Genomic DNA, 16,175 nt, shown 5'->3' on the forward strand with positions numbered 1-16,175 from the left:
CCACAACGCAGATGACCGTGCTATACTCCTTAAAAATTGTGATTATTGGTGGAGGTTAATTATGATACTTCGTTTAGCTTTAACTCTTGGCATCGCCTTTTCTCTTGCTGCTGCCATCCCTCAAACGGCGCGGGCCGACGCTGGAGAGTTTCTTGGTGGTGCGGTCGTCGGCGGGATCGTTGGTTACGCAATCGGCAAGGACCAACAAAAGAAAAAATCTCAGAGAACAACTTCATCGAACCGCACCTACCGGTCAGGCATTCCGTCGACCACGCAAGGCGCGCAAACCCAGACCGCGCTCAATTACTTCGGATACAACGCAGGAAGGGTCGATGGTCAGGTCGGTCGTGGCACCCGGTCCGCAATCGAACGCTATCAGGCCTCGATGGGTTATCCTGTAAACGGCTATGATTTTCAGCCATATCAGTATGACTTTCTGATGCAAGCCTACTATTGGGCCACAAGCGGTGGACAGGCGACGACTCAACTTGCGGGCCAACCGCTTCTGATGGCGTATCGCCGTCAGGTGCAAACGGGATCTGCTTTGGCTACTGCCCCGCAAGCTCCGGCACAAACCGCCCCGGCACAACCTGTTCCGGTTGCGACACCGCAAGAACCTGAGCCGGAGACAACCGAAACAACGTCTGCCAGCCTGCCGAGCCTGTTTTCCGGCGGCACCGGAGGCCCGTCGCTGGCCAATCGCTGTAGCGGGGTCATGCTGCAAACATCTACCAATGGCGGCTATACGACCCTGGCGAACATGTCCGATCCCGACTTTGCGCTCAGCGAGCAGTTCTGTCTTGCCCGCAGCTACGCGATGGCGCGCGGTGAAGATCTGATTCAGGATATCCAGGGGCTGACGCCGGATCAGGTGAGTGCTCAATGCGACTCGTATGGTGAAATGGTGGCGCCTCAGGTTGATGCTCTGTCTATCAACTCGAAAACTGAGGCTGAAACCCAGATGCGCAAGCTGGCGCTGGACTCGGGCCTCAGCCCCCAAGATCTTGCCGCGACAAGCAAGGTCTGCCTTGCGATTGGCTATCGTCAGGACAACATGGATGCTGCTCTTGGGTCTGCCCTGATGCTGGTCGCAATGGGTGAGCCCGCCTATGGCGAGCTGATTGGCCACCATCTGCGCGAAGGCTTCGGTGTGCAGAAACGTCGCGATCTTGCGATGCAGTGGTATGACGCGAGCCTGTCGGCACTGGATGCCGGATCGCAGGCTGTGTTCCTGCCCTCGCAGACCGACCGCCCGCAACTCTTGCGCGCGGCCATGGTTCAGGCGCAATAGGTCGATCCGTTTTCAGCGAATACCCAAACAAAAAAACGCCGCGTTGCCCTTGGCATCGCGGCGCTTCAATTCTCGAGGAACGTTTCCTCAGCTCTGCTTGGTAACCTGCGTGAAGTCCAGCTCGACCGGAGTTTCCCGGCCGAAGATCGAAACCGAAACCTTCAGCTTCTGGTTTTCGTCGTCCACACCTTCGACCATGCCGTCGAAATCTTCGAACGGGCCGTCGTTGACTTTGACCTTCTCACCGACCTCGAAGCTGATCATCAGCTTGGGCGCTTCTTCGCCTTCCTGAACACGGTTCAGGATCTGATTCACTTCGGCGTCGCGCATCGGCATCGGGCGGCCTTGCGGGCCCAGGAAACCAGTGACGCGGTTGATCGAGTTGATCAGGTGATACCCCTGATCCGACATTTCCATATGCACCAGAACGTAACCAGGCATAAAGCGGCGTTCGGTCGTGACCTTCTTGCCCCGGCGCACTTCGATCACTTCTTCGGTGGGCACCAGAACTTCATCGATATCGTCCTCAAGGCCCTGTTCAGCCACCGACGTGCGGATCTGTTCTGCGATCTTCTTTTCGAAATTCGAAAGAACGCTGACCGAGTACCACCGTTTCGCCATGAACCTGTCGTCCTTGTTTGTCTTCGGGGCATCAAGCGTACCGGACACACCCGTCATTAAAATCTTGTCACACCATCCGGAATAAAAAGCGGCGCGCAGCCCGAATCGCCACACGCCCATTCCGAATAGTACCGCGTCACCTACTCTGACATTGCCCGCAGCGCAAGGGGGCAGAGACGTTTCAGCGCGCTGATCCCGTCTAGCTGAAAGCACCCAGGATCAGTTGAAGACCACCCCGAATACCCAAATCGACCAAAGCGAAAAATACAGCCGTCAGCGCCGCCATGATGAAGACCATTACCGTGGTCAACAGCACCTCGCGCCGGGTCGGCCAGACGACCTTGGAGACTTCGGCACGGACTTGCTGAATGAACTGGATCGGATTGGTGGTGGCCATTTGGCGTGTTCTCTCTGCTAGCGGATGGGCCGGACATAGCCGGGCATTGCGGCAATTTCAAGGGCAGTTGGTTCAACTCTGCCTCTATAGGGCATTCGTTCAGGGTTTGGGTTTGTCATCCCATTCGTCGCTCAGGATCCGGCGCGCATCACCTTCGGGGTCTTCGTACTGGTTCGTACGAACGGTATATACGAAGGCAGCCAGACCAACGCCCCCCAGGAACAGGGAAATCGGGATCAGATAAGCAAGCACTTCCATTCAGGTTACCTCAGCCGCAGGGCGTTCATGGACACGGTAATGGACGAGGTCGACATCGCCAAGGCCGCGATCAGCGGTGTCGCCAGTCCGATCACGGCCAGAGGAACGGCGATCACGTTGTAAACGGTTGCGATCTGGAAGTTTTCGCGAATGCGTCTGGTGGCTTTGACGGCCGTGTCACACGCATCCGCAATGGGCGAAAGATCATTGCCCAACAGCACGATATCCGACGCGACCCGCGCCGCATCCAGCGCAGAGGCCGGAGAGATCGACACATGCGCTGCCGCCAAAGCGGCGGTATCGTTCAGCCCGTCGCCAACCATCAGAACTTTGTGGCCTTCATCGCTGAGATCCTGAATGCGTCTTGCCTTGTCCTGCGGCAAAGCCTCGGCGATCCAATCCGTGATTCCCAGTTTTTCGGCCAAGGCGCGCACCGCCCCCTGCGAATCCCCTGAAATCAAAAGTACACGTTTGCCCGAAGCACGCAGGGCATCCACCGCCTCAGCAGCGCCGGGGCGCAACGCGTCCGAGAATCGGAAGGCCACGGGTGCGTCCTCGCCGATTGCAAGCCAGGCTGAAGTATCGGCGCCCTGATCCGCGCCGACCCAGGCCGCCCGCCCCAGACGAACACGTTGACCACGGAATTCGCCCTCAGTGCCATAGCCGGGAACCTCGGCTATTCCCCGCACACTTGCTGGTTTGATCCCTGCCGCGCGCGCCGCTTTTGCCAGTGATACGGACAAGGGATGTGCAGAAGCCTCGGCCAGCGCCAGAGCGACCTCGACCTTGGCGCGTGCATGGTCTGCCAGATTGACCAGTTCGGGTGCGCCGGATGTCAGCGTGCCTGTCTTGTCGAATACAACCGTGTCGGCTTCGGACAGCCGCTCCAGTGCCGTGGCGTGCTTGATCAGCATTCCCTTGCGGAACAACCGGCCCGACGCGGCCGTGGTTACTGCTGGCACGGCCAGACCCAACGCACAGGGGCAGGTAATAATCAGAACAGCCGCCGCGATATTCAGCGCCGTGCGCAAGTCACCGGAATAGATGTACCACCCAACAAAGCTGAGCGCCGACAGAATGTGAACACCCGGCGCATACAGCTTGGCGGCCTTGTCGGCCAACGAGGTATAACGGGACCGGCCAGACTCGGCGACGGCGACCAGATCAGCCATACGATGGAGCGACGTGTCTTCCCCGACCGCCGTTGCCCGGATTGTCAACGGACCCGTCAGGTTGACTTCGCCCGCGCTCACAGTCTGTCCGGCTTCGGCAAAGACTGGCACCGTCTCACCCGTCAGAAGGGATCGATCCAGTTCTGACTGACCCGACACGATCTGGCCGTCCACGGGCATGCGCCCACCCGGTCGCACAAGGATCAGGTCTCCGACGCGCAACTCGGCAACGGGAACTTCATCTTCAACCCCATCGGCGACACGAATGGCGCGGGGAACTTCCAACGCGGTCAATTCCTCGGCCGCAGATCGCGCCGCGGCACGGGTGCGGTAATCAAGATACCGTCCGGCCAGCAGAAAGAAGGTCAATGTCAGGGCTGCGTCGAAATAGGCATGCTCGCCGCTCAACGCGGTTTCCCACAGCGACGTGACCAGCGCCAACAGGATCGCCAGTACAATCGGCACATCCATATTCAGCCGTCGCACGCGCAGGGCGCTCCAGGCATTGGCAAAGAACGGCTGGGCCGAGAACGCAATGGCCGGCAGCGCAATGGCCGCTGAAATCCAGTGGAACATGTCCCGCGTTGCATCCGTCGCACCGGACCATACCGACACCGACAGCAACATCACGTTCATGGATGCAAACCCGGCCACGGCCAGCCGCATCAGAAGATCACGCCCGGCCTTGTCTGTCTGCGTTGCGGACAAAGCCCCCGGATCAAGCTCATGTGCTTCGAATCCTGCCTGTTCAAGCACCGGGATCAGATCGCTTGCACGCGTCTCCGGCGTGGCTTTGATCATCGCGCGTTTGAGCGTCAGGTTCACCCGGGCGTCTTCGACGCCGGGATGCGCGTTCAGTTCACGCTCGACCGTCGCGATACAGGCCGAGCAATGAATGCCCGGCAGCGACAAGGCGATCTGCACATCCTCCGGTATGGGCCGGGCCGGCTCTGCCGGGGCCGCAAGACAGCCCGGGCAGGCTGCTGTGCCGGATGAAAGCTGAGCCGTCATGCTTACCCCTTCACGTAAAGCGGGACGCGCTGCGAGAATTCGGCGCCGTTTCCGTCACGCGCCACCAATCGGATGTTCCAGTTGCCCTTACCCAGTGTAGCAGGCGTGGCATAGGCTGTACCGTCGAACGTAAAATCCGGCACGAAGTCGTCGCGCAAATGGGTTGCCCGGCCGACCACGGCCTGCAATTCGCTCACCTCAACTGGCGCACCGCTTTCGTCGGTGATGTGCAGGATCAGAAGGCCGCCTTTGGTTTCCGCCCGAACTGTCCAGCCCAGCGCCTGCTGCTCTTTCAGGCGCTCGTTGAACTCCTGGCTGGCGACGTAGGAGTTCTTGACCTCCAACCCCGGAAAGGTTTTCACCGCATTATACGCCAGCACGAGGTTCACCGCGATGATCACGCCAAAAGCGCCGACAAACACGGCCAAAGCGTGCTTTCCGGTGAATTTACGTTCGGCCATGATCAGTTCCCTCGTCCGTTAAACGTGGTGTCCTTGTAGGCGCGTTCGCCGCTGCTGAGGTCTTCGACCCAGATCCGTACTGGCGTCGCCTCTGCTGCGGCCGGATCGCTATCGCGGGAGGCCACGATATATACACGGGTCAATTGTGCCGTATCCGCCGTGACATTCACAGTATCGATATTGGTTCCCTCGATTTCCAGTCGCATCGCCGGATCGCCCGCCAAAGACAGTTTGAACAGACGGTCCTCACCGTGCTTATTGCGCAGACGAACGTCATAGGTGTTGCGGATTGTACCGTCCGACAGGGTGACGAAAGTGGGGTTGCGGACCGGTGCAACAGTCAGATCGATGTCAGAACGGATGAAGAGTGCAAACAACAGCCCGAACCCGACCAGCGCCCACAATGCGGTGTACATGATCGTACGCGGCCTCAGAATGTGCTTCCAGACATTCTTGGCGGGCTCGCCGGATCGCTCATGCTCTTCATCGCTCAGCGCCATGTAGTCGATCAGCCCTCGTGGCTTTCCGATCTTGGCCATCATGTCATCACACGCGTCGATGCAAAGGGCACAGGTGATGCATTCCAGCTGCTGGCCATCCCGAATATCGATTCCGACAGGGCAGACATTCACGCAGGCCATACAGTCGATGCAATCCCCCAATTCAGAATCGGCCGTCCGCTTGCCTTTGCCGCGCGGTTCACCCCGCCATTCGCGATAGCCGACAACCAGCGTGTCCTCATCCATCATCGCCGCCTGAATGCGCGGCCAAGGGCAGGCATAGATACAGATCTGCTCGCGGGCGAACCCGCCGAAGAAGAAGGTTGTACCCGTCAGGATCAACATCGTCGTGTAGGCGATGGGATGCGCGTTGCCGGTCACAAGATCACGGGCCAGCGTAGGTGCATCCGCGAAATAGAACACCCAGGCACCACCTGTCGCCAAACCGATCAGAAACCAGACCGCCCATTTGGTGACCCGCAAGCGAGCCTTTCGGAAATCAAGCTTTTCCTGACGGTGCAGGCGCAGGCGGGCGTTTCTGTCGCCTTCAATCCAGCGCTCGACCAGAATGAACAGGTCCGTCCAGACGGTTTGCGGGCATGCGTATCCGCACCAAACGCGACCCAGAGCGGACGTAAACAGGAACAGACCCAAACCTGCCATGATCAGCAGACCAGCGACAAAGTAGAATTCGTGCGGCCAGATCTCGATCCAGAAGAAATAAAAACGTCGATTTGCAAGATCCAGCAGGACAGCCTGATCAGGCAGGCTGGGGCCGCGATCCCATCTGATCCAGGGTGTCACATAGTAGATGCCCAGTGTCACGATGAGGATGATCCATTTCAGGTTTCGAAACGGCCCCGAAACACGTCTTGGAAAAATCGGCTCACGCGCGGCGTAAAGGCTGGGGGCGGGATCGGAATCGCTCACTGGCTGGCTCCACAAATGGGTCTTCTGAAGACGTCTTGTTCCAGATCATGCCTAGGCGAACTTTGACATGGGTCAAAAAGCGCATCGAGCAAACATCTTTTGAAGATCAGCCCATCTTGCCGGCGCTGGAAATCAGGTATTTTACCCGATTTTCAGCCTATTTTGGCGGAAATTATGCTTTTGGCGCGGTACCAACCGCACATGAGTACATGCAGCTTTCCAAGTGCCGACCAATTGTCGCAGCCCCGGGTCAACCCTGCCCGGACGCGGGTGATCAGCCGTCGTTGCAAAGAACGGAATGGCAAAACAACAGGAATTCAGTGTAAAAAAGCACCGGCTGTTCAGGAAACGCGCGAACAGATGGAACAGCCGGTGCTACAGCCTTCGGGCGGCCAACCGCCCGAAGGTGCCCTCTAGGTCTTACTGTCCACCACCCAACTGGTGGACATAGGCGGAAACCGCTCGGATCTGCGCCTCGGTCAGTCGGGTATCCCAGGGCGGCATGACACCAAAGCGGCTGTAAGTCACAGTTTCGGTCAGAGCTTCTTCGCTACCGCCATAAAGCCAGATCGCGTCGGTCAGGTTCGGCGCCCCCTGGAAGATGTCACCTTTGCCATCTTCACCATGGCAGGCCGCGCAGTTGTCTTCGAAGACTACCTTGCCCGCCTGTGCCGCCGCGTCATCGGTCTGAGCGTTGCTCAGCGACATGACATACTGAACCACCTGCGTGATTTCGTCATGCTCCAGGATTTCACCGAAGGCAGGCATCTCGGAATAGCGCGCATCGTCACTTTCTTCGTTCCGGATACCATAGCTGACGGTGTAGACGATATCTTCCATCGTACCACCCCACAGCCAGGCGTCATCCAGCAGGTTCGGGAAACCCGGCGCGCCCTGCGCACCGGAACCGTGGCACTGTGCACACCAGGTACGGAACACGGCACCGCCAGAGTTCACGGCATATTGCTGAAGCTCAGCGTCCTTCGCGATGTCTTCCAATGGTGTTTCTACCAGTTTGGCGTTCCAGGGTGCATTTGCCTCTTCGAATGCGACCATCTCCTGCTGGACCAAAGCCCGTGAAGACCATCCCATGACGCCGGCGGTTGCCGACTGCACCAGGGGCCATGCTGGATACATGATCGTGTAGATCACGCCCCAGAAGATAGTGGCGTAGAAGGTCCACAGCCACCAGCGCGGCATCGGGTTGTCGAACTCTTCGATCCCGTCCCAGCTGTGCCCGGTTGTATTCGGATCACCCGGCTGTTTTTCAGGTGTCTTGCTCATTGCCGCGCCTCCTTGGATGTGGCGGGTTTGTCTTGATGCCGGAAGGGGATGTTGGCGGTGTCCTTGTATTCCTTGCTGGCACCGGGGCGGAAAACCCAGATGACGATACCAACGAAGAAGGCGAACAACAGCAGCAGCATCCAGCTATCCGCGAACTGCCTGAGAATTGTGTATTCTTCCATCACGATCCTCCTTTAGCGGCTTGCGTCCGGGGTGAAGGTCGAGAAATCGACCAACGTGCCCAGCATCTGAAGATAGGCAACCAACGCATCAGCTTCGGTCAACTCGGGCTGGCCGTCGAAGTTGCGCACGTTGACCTTGTCGCCATAGCGCTCCAGCAGCCCGTCATAGTCGCTGTCCGGGTCAGCCTGAGCGAGGAAGTCGGCTTGTGCGTTTTCCAGCATCTCTTCGGAATAGGGCGTCCCGACCAGGGCATTGGCGGCCATCACATCACCGATGTACTTGCCGTCAATTTTGCGGTGTTCGAGGAAGCCGTATTTCGGCATCACGGATTCCGGCACAACGGATTGCGGATCCCGCAGGTGGTCGACATGCCATTGGTCAGAATAGCGGCCACCGACACGCGCCAGATCGGGTCCGGTACGTTTGGACCCCCACTGGAACGGGTGATCGTACATCGATTCCGCCGCCAGCGAGTAGTGGCCATAGCGTTCGACCTCATCCCGCATCGGGCGGATCATCTGGCTGTGGCAGACATAGCAGCCTTCGCGGATGTAGATCTCGCGCCCCGCCATTTCCAAGGGGGTGTAGGGCCGCATGCCCTCCACCTTTTCGATTGTGTTCTCAAGATAGAACAGCGGGGTGATCTGAACGATGCCGCCGATGGTCACGACCAGAAAGCTGAAGATCAGCAGGAGGGTCGCGTTGGTCTCGAGGATCTTGTGTTTGTCGAGAATTGCCATTGCTCCGGCCCTCCTTATTCAGCCGGGACCGCGACGGTCAGGCTGGCCTCTTTGGCCGGCGCTTTCCGCACAGTCATCCACAGGTTGTAGCACATGATCAGCGAACCGGCGACGAACATCACGCCACCCAGAGCACGCACCACATACATCGGGAACTTGGCAGCCACGGTGTCGGCGAACGAGTTCACCAGGAAGCCGTTGGCATCCACTTCGCGCCACATCAGGCCTTCCATGATACCGGTGACCCACATCGACGCGGCGTAAAGCACGATGCCGATGGTGGCGAGCCAGAAGTGCCAGCTGACCATCTGCAGCGAGTACAGACGCTCACGCTTCCACAGGACGGGCACCAGGAAGTACAGCGCACCGAAGGTGATCATGCCGTTCCAGCCCAGCGCGCCCGAGTGCACGTGACCAATGGTCCAGTCTGTGTAGTGCGACAGCGAGTTCACCGCGCGGATCGACATCATCGGGCCTTCGAAGGTGGACATGCCGTAGAAGCCGACCGAGATCACCATCATCCGGATCACCGGGTCAGTGCGCAGCTTGTCCCATGCGCCCGACAGAGTCATCAGACCGTTGATCATACCACCCCAGGACGGCATCCACAGGACCACCGAGAACACCATGCCCAGCGTCGAAGCCCAGTCAGGCAGCGCGGTATAGTGCAGGTGGTGCGGACCGGCCCAGATATACAGGAAGATCAGTGCCCAGAAGTGGATGATCGACAGCTTGTACGAGAATACAGGGCGTTCGGCCTGTTTCGGGATGAAATAGTACATCATGCCCAGGAAGCCGGCAGTCAGGAAGAATCCCACCGCGTTGTGGCCGTACCACCACTGGATCATGGCGTCTTGTACGCCCGACCAGACGATGACCGATTTCGAACCCCAGATGCTGACAGGAACGGTCATGTTGTTGACCAGGTGCAGCATCGCAACGGTGACGATAAAGGCCAGGTAGAACCAGTTGGCCACATAGATATGCGGCTCTTTCCGCTTGACGATCGTGCCCAGGAACACGGCCAGGTAGGCGACCCAGACAATGGTCAGCCACAGATCGACATACCATTCAGGCTCGGCATATTCCTTGGACTGCGTTCCGCCCAGAACATAGCCCGTCGCCGCCAGCACGATGAACAGCTGATAGCCCCAGAAAACGAACCAGGCCAGATTGCCGCCCCAAAGACGCGCGGCGCTGGTACGTTGAACGACGTAGAACGACGTTGCGATCAGCGCGTTGCCACCAAAGGCAAAAATCACTGCCGACGTATGCAGCGGACGCAAACGACCGAAATTCAGATACCCCTGTGCCCATTCAAAGTTCAGCACCGGAAAGGCGAGCTGAAACGCGATGAAGGTCCCGGCCAGAAACCCGACCACGCCCCAGAAGGCGGTTGCGATCACGCCATAGCGGATCACGTCATCCATGTATTCGCCCGAGCGATCGACTAGAATATCTGGCTCGTCAGTGTTTCGAAGCGTCCAGATAAACAGGCCACTGGCGATAAGCATCACCAGCAGTGCATGTACCTGATACGCCAAATCGCGTGCATAATTGGTTCCGATCGCTGCAAACAGCGCGATCAGACCAAGCACGATCAGCTTGATGTAATTCGACATATTGCGTCCCTTTGCCATGCCCCGCGCGTTTTTGATTCTTGTACGCGCGAAACCCATTTGACTGGCTGCCGTTCTGAAGCACGGCAGCTGTTACTGCTTTGATCTGTATCAAGACAGTTCTGCGTTTTCTGTGACACGCATTGTAGAGGAAATAGGCCGACTGGTCACATGAGACCAAATGCCCGAATCATGAGGTCGCAATGACTTACAAATCACTACTCACTGTCATGACCGAAACGCAGACGGCACCCGCCGCTCTGGCGCAGATGGTGGCCCTGGCAGAATCGCAGGATGCACATGCCGAAGCCCTGTGCCTTGGCGTCGATCGCAGTCAGACAGGTTATTACTATGCTGGTGCCAATGCGCTTATCGTTCAGGAAACACTGAGCCGGGCCAATGCCGAGGCCCAGGAGCTGTTGAACTTTGCCAATGACTACCTTGGCAAGTCCGGCGTTCGCTGGTCCGCCGAGCACGGCGTCGCGCAGATTGCCGATATCGGACGCCATGTTGCGCATCGGGCACGGTTTTCCGATCTGGTGGTCCTGCCGCACCCTTATGGCAAAGACCGCGCTGCCGAGGCCGAGCCGATCATCGAAGCCGCCATGTTCGAGGGGCATTGCCCGGTTCTGGTCGTACCGGACGACGCCGAGCCCCTGACGGTGCCGCGCAATATCATGATAGGTTGGAACGAAAGCGTAGAGGCCATGTGCGCCATTCGTCACGCCCTGCCCTTCCTGAAACAGGCCGAGCTGGTCCGAATCGTGGTCATCGATCCGCCCCGCCATGGGCCGGACCGGTCTGATCCAGGCGGAATGCTGTCACAGATGCTGGCGCGACACGGGGTCAAATGTGAGATTGATGTGCTGAGCAAAAGCATGACGCGCGTGTCGGATATTCTCAACCGCCACGCATCCGATACAGAATCAGATCTGATCGTCATGGGCGCTTACGGTCATTCCCGTTTTCGCGAGGCCATTCTGGGCGGCGCAACACGCAACATGCTGGAGCAGTCTACCGTACCGGTATTCCTGGCTCATTGATCCGCCCTTCAAAAGCCGCCCGACTTGGCGGCTTTTGTCATCCTCTGCGGATCAGGCCTATCAGGAACAACAAGATTACGGCACCTGCTGTTGCGAAGAGAATAGATGACAGCAGGCCGCCGCCAACGGCGAATCCAAGCGCCGGAAAAATCAACCCCGCCAGAAACGCACCTACGATTCCGACAACTATGTTTCCGAAAAGACCAAAACCCCTGCCCTCCATAATCTTTCCGGAAAGCCAACCGGCGATTGCGCCGACCAAAAGCATTGCCAAAAAACTGGTAAATTCCATGTCGATCTCCTGAATCAGACATTCCTGCGAACAAGACCGCGACGGCTGTTGGCGGTCAAAAACCGTTCGCGTCAGACCGGAAAGCCGCCATCCGAATCGTCACCTGCCTCTTCCATCAGGCGGCCCAGATCGGGGATGGTCACGTGTCGCTTTCCTTCAAGTGTGATCACCCCGTCTTTTTTCAAAGCTGATATCTGGCGACTGACCGTTTCCAATGTCAAACCCAGGTAATCCGCCATTGCTTCTCGGGTCAGGGGCAGGTCGAACACGATAGATCCAGTCAGACCCTTTTGGCTGACCGAAGCGTCCCGGCGCGCAATGATCGACAGCAGGCTGGCAATCTTCTCACGCGCCGTCTTGCGCCCCAGAACCAGCATCCACTCGCGGGCGGCATCAAGCTCGTCCAAAGTCATCTGCAAAAGACGATGGGCGATATGCGGGGTGTGGTCCATCAACTCTTCGAACGGTTTCTTGCGGAAACAGCACATCACGACATCCGTCGTGGCCTGAACATCATAAGGCGCAGTATCGCGACCCGGGCGGCCAACGAAGTCGCTTGGCAGCAGCAGACCAACCATTTGGGTGCGGCCATCTTCCATTGTCTGGGTCAACGATGCGATTCCGGCCACAACCGAGCCGACAAAACTCATCTGATCCCCAGACCAGATGATCGTCTGACCAGCCTCGAAACTTCGGTAATATTTAATGCTTTCAAGCTCTTCCAGCTCATCGGCATCACAACGGGCACAGACGGCGCGATGACGAATCGGGCAATCTCCGCAATTTGAATGGTCAAATTGTGCTTTTACTGTCATGCGCGTTCCCACTTGATCTCCATCAAAGCACCTGTGTCGCCTGTCGCATAAGGGTATCGCCATGATAGTGAAACCACAATTGGCAAAGCTTGGACTTTTTGACGCGAAAGTACCGCGTTACACAAGCTACCCCACCGCCCCCCACTTCAGCAACGACGTGGGAGCAGATATGTTCGGCGACTGGATTTCCGGGATCAAACCCGGCAGTGCAATTTCGCTGTACATTCATGTCCCATTCTGCCGCAGGCTATGCTGGTTCTGTGCCTGCCGAACACAAGGGACACAAACCGATAATCCGGTAATCGCCTATGTCGATGTTCTGAAGGCCGAACTGGACCTTCTGGCGGCACGTCTACCTGAAGGAGTGGTTCTGTCGCGCCTGCACTGGGGCGGCGGCACACCAACATTGCTGAACGCCCAATTGATGCGCGAATTGGCACAACACATCCTGGGTATCGTGCCCATGGGGCCGAATGCCGAATTCTCGGTCGAGATCGACCCGAACGAGATTGACGAGGCGCGTTTGGATGCGCTGGCAGACGCGGGCATGAACCGCGCCTCGATTGGGGTGCAGGATTTCGATGACGAAATCCAAAAAACAATAGGCCGTATTCAAAGCTACGACACCACGCGCGACGCCATCGACATGATCCGTGAACGTGGCATCACCAGCCTGAATGCGGATATCCTTTACGGTCTGCCACATCAGACCAAGGCGCGCATGACGGAAAGCGTGCAGAAACTCCTGTCGCTCAACCCGGATCGCGTGGCACTTTACGGTTATGCCCACGTGCCTTGGATGGCCAAGCGGCAGCAGCTGATTCCGTCGGACGCCCTGCCCACACCGGAACAGCGTCTTGAACTGTTCGACACGGCCCGACGTTTGTTCCTTTGGGACAATTATGCCGAGATCGGTATCGACCATTTCGCCACTGTGGATGACGGTCTGACACACGCTTTGCGCGCGGGCCGCCTCAAGCGGAACTTCCAGGGTTACACCGACGATCAGGCCGATGTTCTGATTGGTGTCGGGGCCAGCTCGATCTCTCGTTTCCCGCAAGGCTACGCGCAGAACGCTCCGGCCACCTCTGCCCATACCAAAGCCATTCGCGATGGGCAGTTTTCGACATCCCGAGGTCACCTCTTCAAAGGTCAGGACATTCTGCGTGCCCGCCTGATCGAGGCATTGATGTGCGATTTCAAGATCGACTCGGCGGAAATCCTGCGGGATCACGATATTTCGGCCTCTGACTTGGACGAGATGTACCGCGCAGCCAACGCATCTTTCGACGGAATGCTGCAAATCACCGAAGCCGGGCTTTTCATACCGCCCGAAGCGCGGGCGCTGACCCGGATGATCGCCCGCAGCTTTGACGCCTATGACCTCAGCAAAGCCGGGCACAGCTCGGCCATCTGACCCTTTTTCGGCGGGCAACATTCGGCCCGTGACGCGCAAAACACATCAGGGGCTTGACGCACGCCTGCGGTTTTTCCCACACTCATGTTGTAGGGCGGCATCTCGCTCTGCGGTCTGAGGCGGGCAAAATACAGACAATCCTTGTCGGCGCCAACGCGTCGGTCGGTCCCTTTCGTGTAGCCAATCTGCAACCTGAAAGAGGGACAACACTCATGCGCGTTTTCACCGTCCTCGGGCCCAGCCAATCGGGCAAATCTACGCTTGTCGAGGCCATCAGCCGCCTCGACGGGCGCCCCACCACATTCGATGTTTCCGGAACCGTGCATTTGCACGGTTTTTCTTACCTGGACGAGCCCTGGTGCGCAATCGACGTCGATGGGGGCGGCGATGCACTGGCCTATGTCGGCCCTGCAATGGCGATTTCGGACGCCGCCGTGGTCGTGGTGCCCCCCGACCCGAATGCCGCCGTTCTGTGCGCGCCCTACCTGCGATTGGTCGAAGAGGCCGGCATCCCCTGTTTTCTGTTCATCAACCGGATGGACAACCCCAATGGCCGCGTCCGCGATATCATCGCCGCTCTGCAAACATACTGCACCCACCACATTGCCCTGCGTCAGGTGCCGATCCGCGAAGGGGATACGATCATCGGGGCGGTTGATCTGATCTCGGAACGGGCCTGGAAATATCAGGAGGGCCAGCCCTCGGCGCTGATCGAACTGCCTCAATCCGTCGAAGACCGCGAGCAGGAAGCGCGAACCGAGCTGCTCGAAACCCTGTCCGATTTCGATGACACCCTGCTGGAACAGCTCATCGAAGACAAACAGCCGCCAAGCGACGAGGTCTATGACCTGGCGGCACAGGTCCTGAAGAACCATCAGTTGATTCCCGCCTGTCTGGGTGCCGCAAGCCACGGCAACGGGCTGACGCGCCTGATGAAGGCCCTGCGACACGAAGCCCCCGAATTTGATATCGCCGCCGGGCGCGACGAGGCCGGAGACAGCGCCCGCGCCATTGCCGGTTTTGCGGATGTCAAAAAACACATCGGAAAAATCGTTGTACTGCGCGGCCTGGGGGACGGCGTGCAAGCCCATGAAGCCTTGGGCGGTGAGACCGTCGGCAACCTGACAACGCTGGATGCCAAAACCCAGATCGCCACGCTTGAGGCCGGGCAGATTGGTCTGGCGGTGAAATCCGATCACCTCAACCCCGGCTATATCTACGACAGCAATTCGGCGACGGAACTGCCGGAATGGGCGGCCTCGCATCCGGTGGCGCATCGTCAGATCGTCTCGCCTGCGCATGAGCGGGACGATGTGCGCCTGTCCAACGCCCTGAGCCGTCTGGCCGAGATCGACCCCGGCCTTCACCTGCAACAGGATGAGCTGACCGGCCACGCCGTTCTTGGGTCTCAGGGTCCGCAGCACATGCGGCGCGTGACCGCCAAACTGGCCGAGGATTTCGGGATCGAGATTGAAGCCGACCAAGTCGAAACCGCCTATCGCGAAACCATCCGAACACCTGTCGAACATCGCCACAGACACCGCAAACAATCCGGCGGGGCCGGGCAATTCGCGGATGTCGTGATCTCGGTCGCACCGCTGCCGCGCGGATCTGGGTTCCAGTTCGAAGAGGTGGTCAAGGGCGGCGCGGTGCCCAAGAATTACATCCCATCCGTGGAACAGGGCGCCAGGGACGCGCTGGAGCAAGGCCCCGAGGGCTTTCCGGTGGTGGATGTGAAGGTCACGCTGCATGACGGCAAGCATCACAACGTGGACAGTTCCGATTATGCCTTCCGCACCGCGGGCAAGAACGCCGTGCGCGAAGCGCTGCCACAGGCCAAGCCCGTTGTTTTGCAGCCGATCCTGAACGCCGAAATCCACCTGCCTTCTGATTTTGTCGGCGACCTGGTGCCGACGATCAGCTCTCTGCAAGGGCAGGTTCTGGGATTTGAGGGCAACCCAAACGCATCAGGCTGGGAGATTTTCAACGCCCTGATACCCGCCGTGGCCGAGGATGAGTTGCATCGCACTCTTGCCAGCGCCACGCGCGGAACCGGGTGGGTCAAGCTGAGCTTTGATCACTATGAAGAACTGCGCGGACCGGTGCCGAAAGCGGCATCCAAAGAAAAGGCAAGCGCCTGA

At 58.6% G+C, this 16,175-nt stretch carries 17 protein-coding genes; 5 read left to right on the forward strand and 12 right to left on the reverse strand.

What is annotated here, in order from left to right:
• Positions 1-61: 61 nt before the first annotated feature.
• Positions 62-1,291, forward strand: coding sequence for a peptidoglycan-binding domain-containing protein (locus GOW56_RS20270; RefSeq protein WP_171207010.1), 1,230 nt, complete (start codon positions 62-64; stop codon positions 1,289-1,291).
• A gap of 87 nt (positions 1,292-1,378) precedes the next feature.
• Here the strand turns inward: GOW56_RS20270 and nusG are convergent, their stop codons facing one another.
• The 6 genes from nusG to ccoG form a co-directional block, all read right to left on the reverse strand.
• Entirely contained in the window at positions 1,379-1,912 is a 534-nt protein-coding gene (gene nusG / locus GOW56_RS20275; RefSeq protein WP_152459924.1) for a transcription termination/antitermination protein NusG, read from the reverse strand.
• Positions 1,913-2,111: 199 nt separating this feature from the next.
• On the reverse strand, positions 2,112-2,309 hold the full coding sequence (gene secE, locus GOW56_RS20280) for a preprotein translocase subunit SecE (RefSeq protein ID WP_050605011.1): 198 nt from the start codon (positions 2,307-2,309) through the stop codon (positions 2,112-2,114).
• A 99-nt stretch (positions 2,310-2,408) separates the two neighbouring features.
• Positions 2,409-2,567 (reverse strand): cbb3-type cytochrome oxidase assembly protein CcoS, encoded by a 159-nt coding sequence (gene ccoS, locus GOW56_RS20285; RefSeq protein ID WP_152459183.1) that lies wholly within the window; start codon positions 2,565-2,567, stop codon positions 2,409-2,411.
• Between the two features lie 5 nt (positions 2,568-2,572).
• Positions 2,573-4,750, reverse strand: coding sequence for a heavy metal translocating P-type ATPase (locus GOW56_RS20290; RefSeq protein ID WP_171207011.1), 2,178 nt, complete (start codon positions 4,748-4,750; stop codon positions 2,573-2,575).
• Positions 4,751-4,752: 2 nt separating this feature from the next.
• The gene (locus GOW56_RS20295; protein WP_152459185.1) at positions 4,753-5,211 is read right to left on the reverse strand and encodes a FixH family protein; all 459 of its coding nucleotides are present in this window, start codon (positions 5,209-5,211) and stop codon (positions 4,753-4,755) included.
• 2 nt (positions 5,212-5,213) lie between these two features.
• Positions 5,214-6,641 carry a cytochrome c oxidase accessory protein CcoG gene (ccoG, locus tag GOW56_RS20300; RefSeq protein WP_171207012.1) on the reverse strand — a complete coding sequence of 476 codons (1,428 nt, stop codon included), beginning with the start codon at positions 6,639-6,641 and terminating at the stop codon, positions 5,214-5,216.
• 35 nt (positions 6,642-6,676) lie between these two features.
• Here ccoG and GOW56_RS20305 point away from each other — a divergent pair, with 35 nt between their 5' ends.
• Positions 6,677-6,967 carry a hypothetical protein gene (locus tag GOW56_RS20305; protein ID WP_171207013.1) on the forward strand — a complete coding sequence of 97 codons (291 nt, stop codon included), beginning with the start codon at positions 6,677-6,679 and terminating at the stop codon, positions 6,965-6,967.
• 94 nt (positions 6,968-7,061) lie between these two features.
• On the opposite strand, the gene ccoP is transcribed toward GOW56_RS20305, so the two are convergent.
• Genes ccoP through ccoN form a run of 4 tightly spaced genes read right to left on the reverse strand, consistent with a single transcriptional unit; the run spans position 7,062 to position 10,470 of the window.
• Complete coding sequence (gene ccoP, locus GOW56_RS20310; protein WP_171119849.1) at positions 7,062-7,925, reverse strand: cytochrome-c oxidase, cbb3-type subunit III; 864 nt, start codon at positions 7,923-7,925, stop codon at positions 7,062-7,064.
• Positions 7,922-8,107 (reverse strand): CcoQ/FixQ family Cbb3-type cytochrome c oxidase assembly chaperone, encoded by a 186-nt coding sequence (locus tag GOW56_RS20315; protein ID WP_050605006.1) that lies wholly within the window; start codon positions 8,105-8,107, stop codon positions 7,922-7,924. The genes ccoP and GOW56_RS20315 overlap by 4 nt, the downstream gene beginning before the upstream one ends.
• Positions 8,108-8,119: 12 nt before the next feature.
• Positions 8,120-8,848: a cytochrome-c oxidase, cbb3-type subunit II gene (gene ccoO / locus GOW56_RS20320; RefSeq protein ID WP_152459189.1), complete on the reverse strand. Its 729-nt coding sequence runs from the start codon at positions 8,846-8,848 to the stop codon at positions 8,120-8,122.
• 14 nt (positions 8,849-8,862) lie between these two features.
• On the reverse strand, positions 8,863-10,470 hold the full coding sequence (gene ccoN, locus GOW56_RS20325) for a cytochrome-c oxidase, cbb3-type subunit I (protein WP_171207032.1): 1,608 nt from the start codon (positions 10,468-10,470) through the stop codon (positions 8,863-8,865).
• A gap of 200 nt (positions 10,471-10,670) precedes the next feature.
• Between ccoN and GOW56_RS20330 the strand changes: the two genes are divergently transcribed.
• Positions 10,671-11,510, forward strand: coding sequence for a universal stress protein (locus GOW56_RS20330; RefSeq protein ID WP_152459191.1), 840 nt, complete (start codon positions 10,671-10,673; stop codon positions 11,508-11,510).
• Between the two features lie 37 nt (positions 11,511-11,547).
• Here GOW56_RS20330 and GOW56_RS20335 read toward each other — a convergent pair whose 3' ends face one another.
• On the reverse strand, positions 11,548-11,802 hold the full coding sequence (locus GOW56_RS20335) for a GlsB/YeaQ/YmgE family stress response membrane protein (protein WP_171207014.1): 255 nt from the start codon (positions 11,800-11,802) through the stop codon (positions 11,548-11,550).
• A gap of 71 nt (positions 11,803-11,873) precedes the next feature.
• Positions 11,874-12,617, reverse strand: a complete 744-nt coding sequence (gene fnrL, locus GOW56_RS20340) for a transcriptional regulator FnrL (RefSeq protein ID WP_152459193.1) — start codon at positions 12,615-12,617, stop codon at positions 11,874-11,876.
• A 61-nt stretch (positions 12,618-12,678) separates the two neighbouring features.
• Here fnrL and hemN point away from each other — a divergent pair, with 61 nt between their 5' ends.
• Positions 12,679-14,034: an oxygen-independent coproporphyrinogen III oxidase gene (gene hemN / locus GOW56_RS20345; RefSeq protein ID WP_171207015.1), complete on the forward strand. Its 1,356-nt coding sequence runs from the start codon at positions 12,679-12,681 to the stop codon at positions 14,032-14,034.
• Between the two features lie 212 nt (positions 14,035-14,246).
• On the forward strand, positions 14,247-16,175 hold the full coding sequence (locus GOW56_RS20350; protein ID WP_171207016.1) for an elongation factor G: 1,929 nt from the start codon (positions 14,247-14,249) through the stop codon (positions 16,173-16,175).

Origin of the sequence: Ruegeria sp. HKCCA0235A (assembly GCF_013033235.1) — a bacterium.
Taxonomy (GTDB): Bacteria; Pseudomonadota; Alphaproteobacteria; order Rhodobacterales; family Rhodobacteraceae; genus Ruegeria.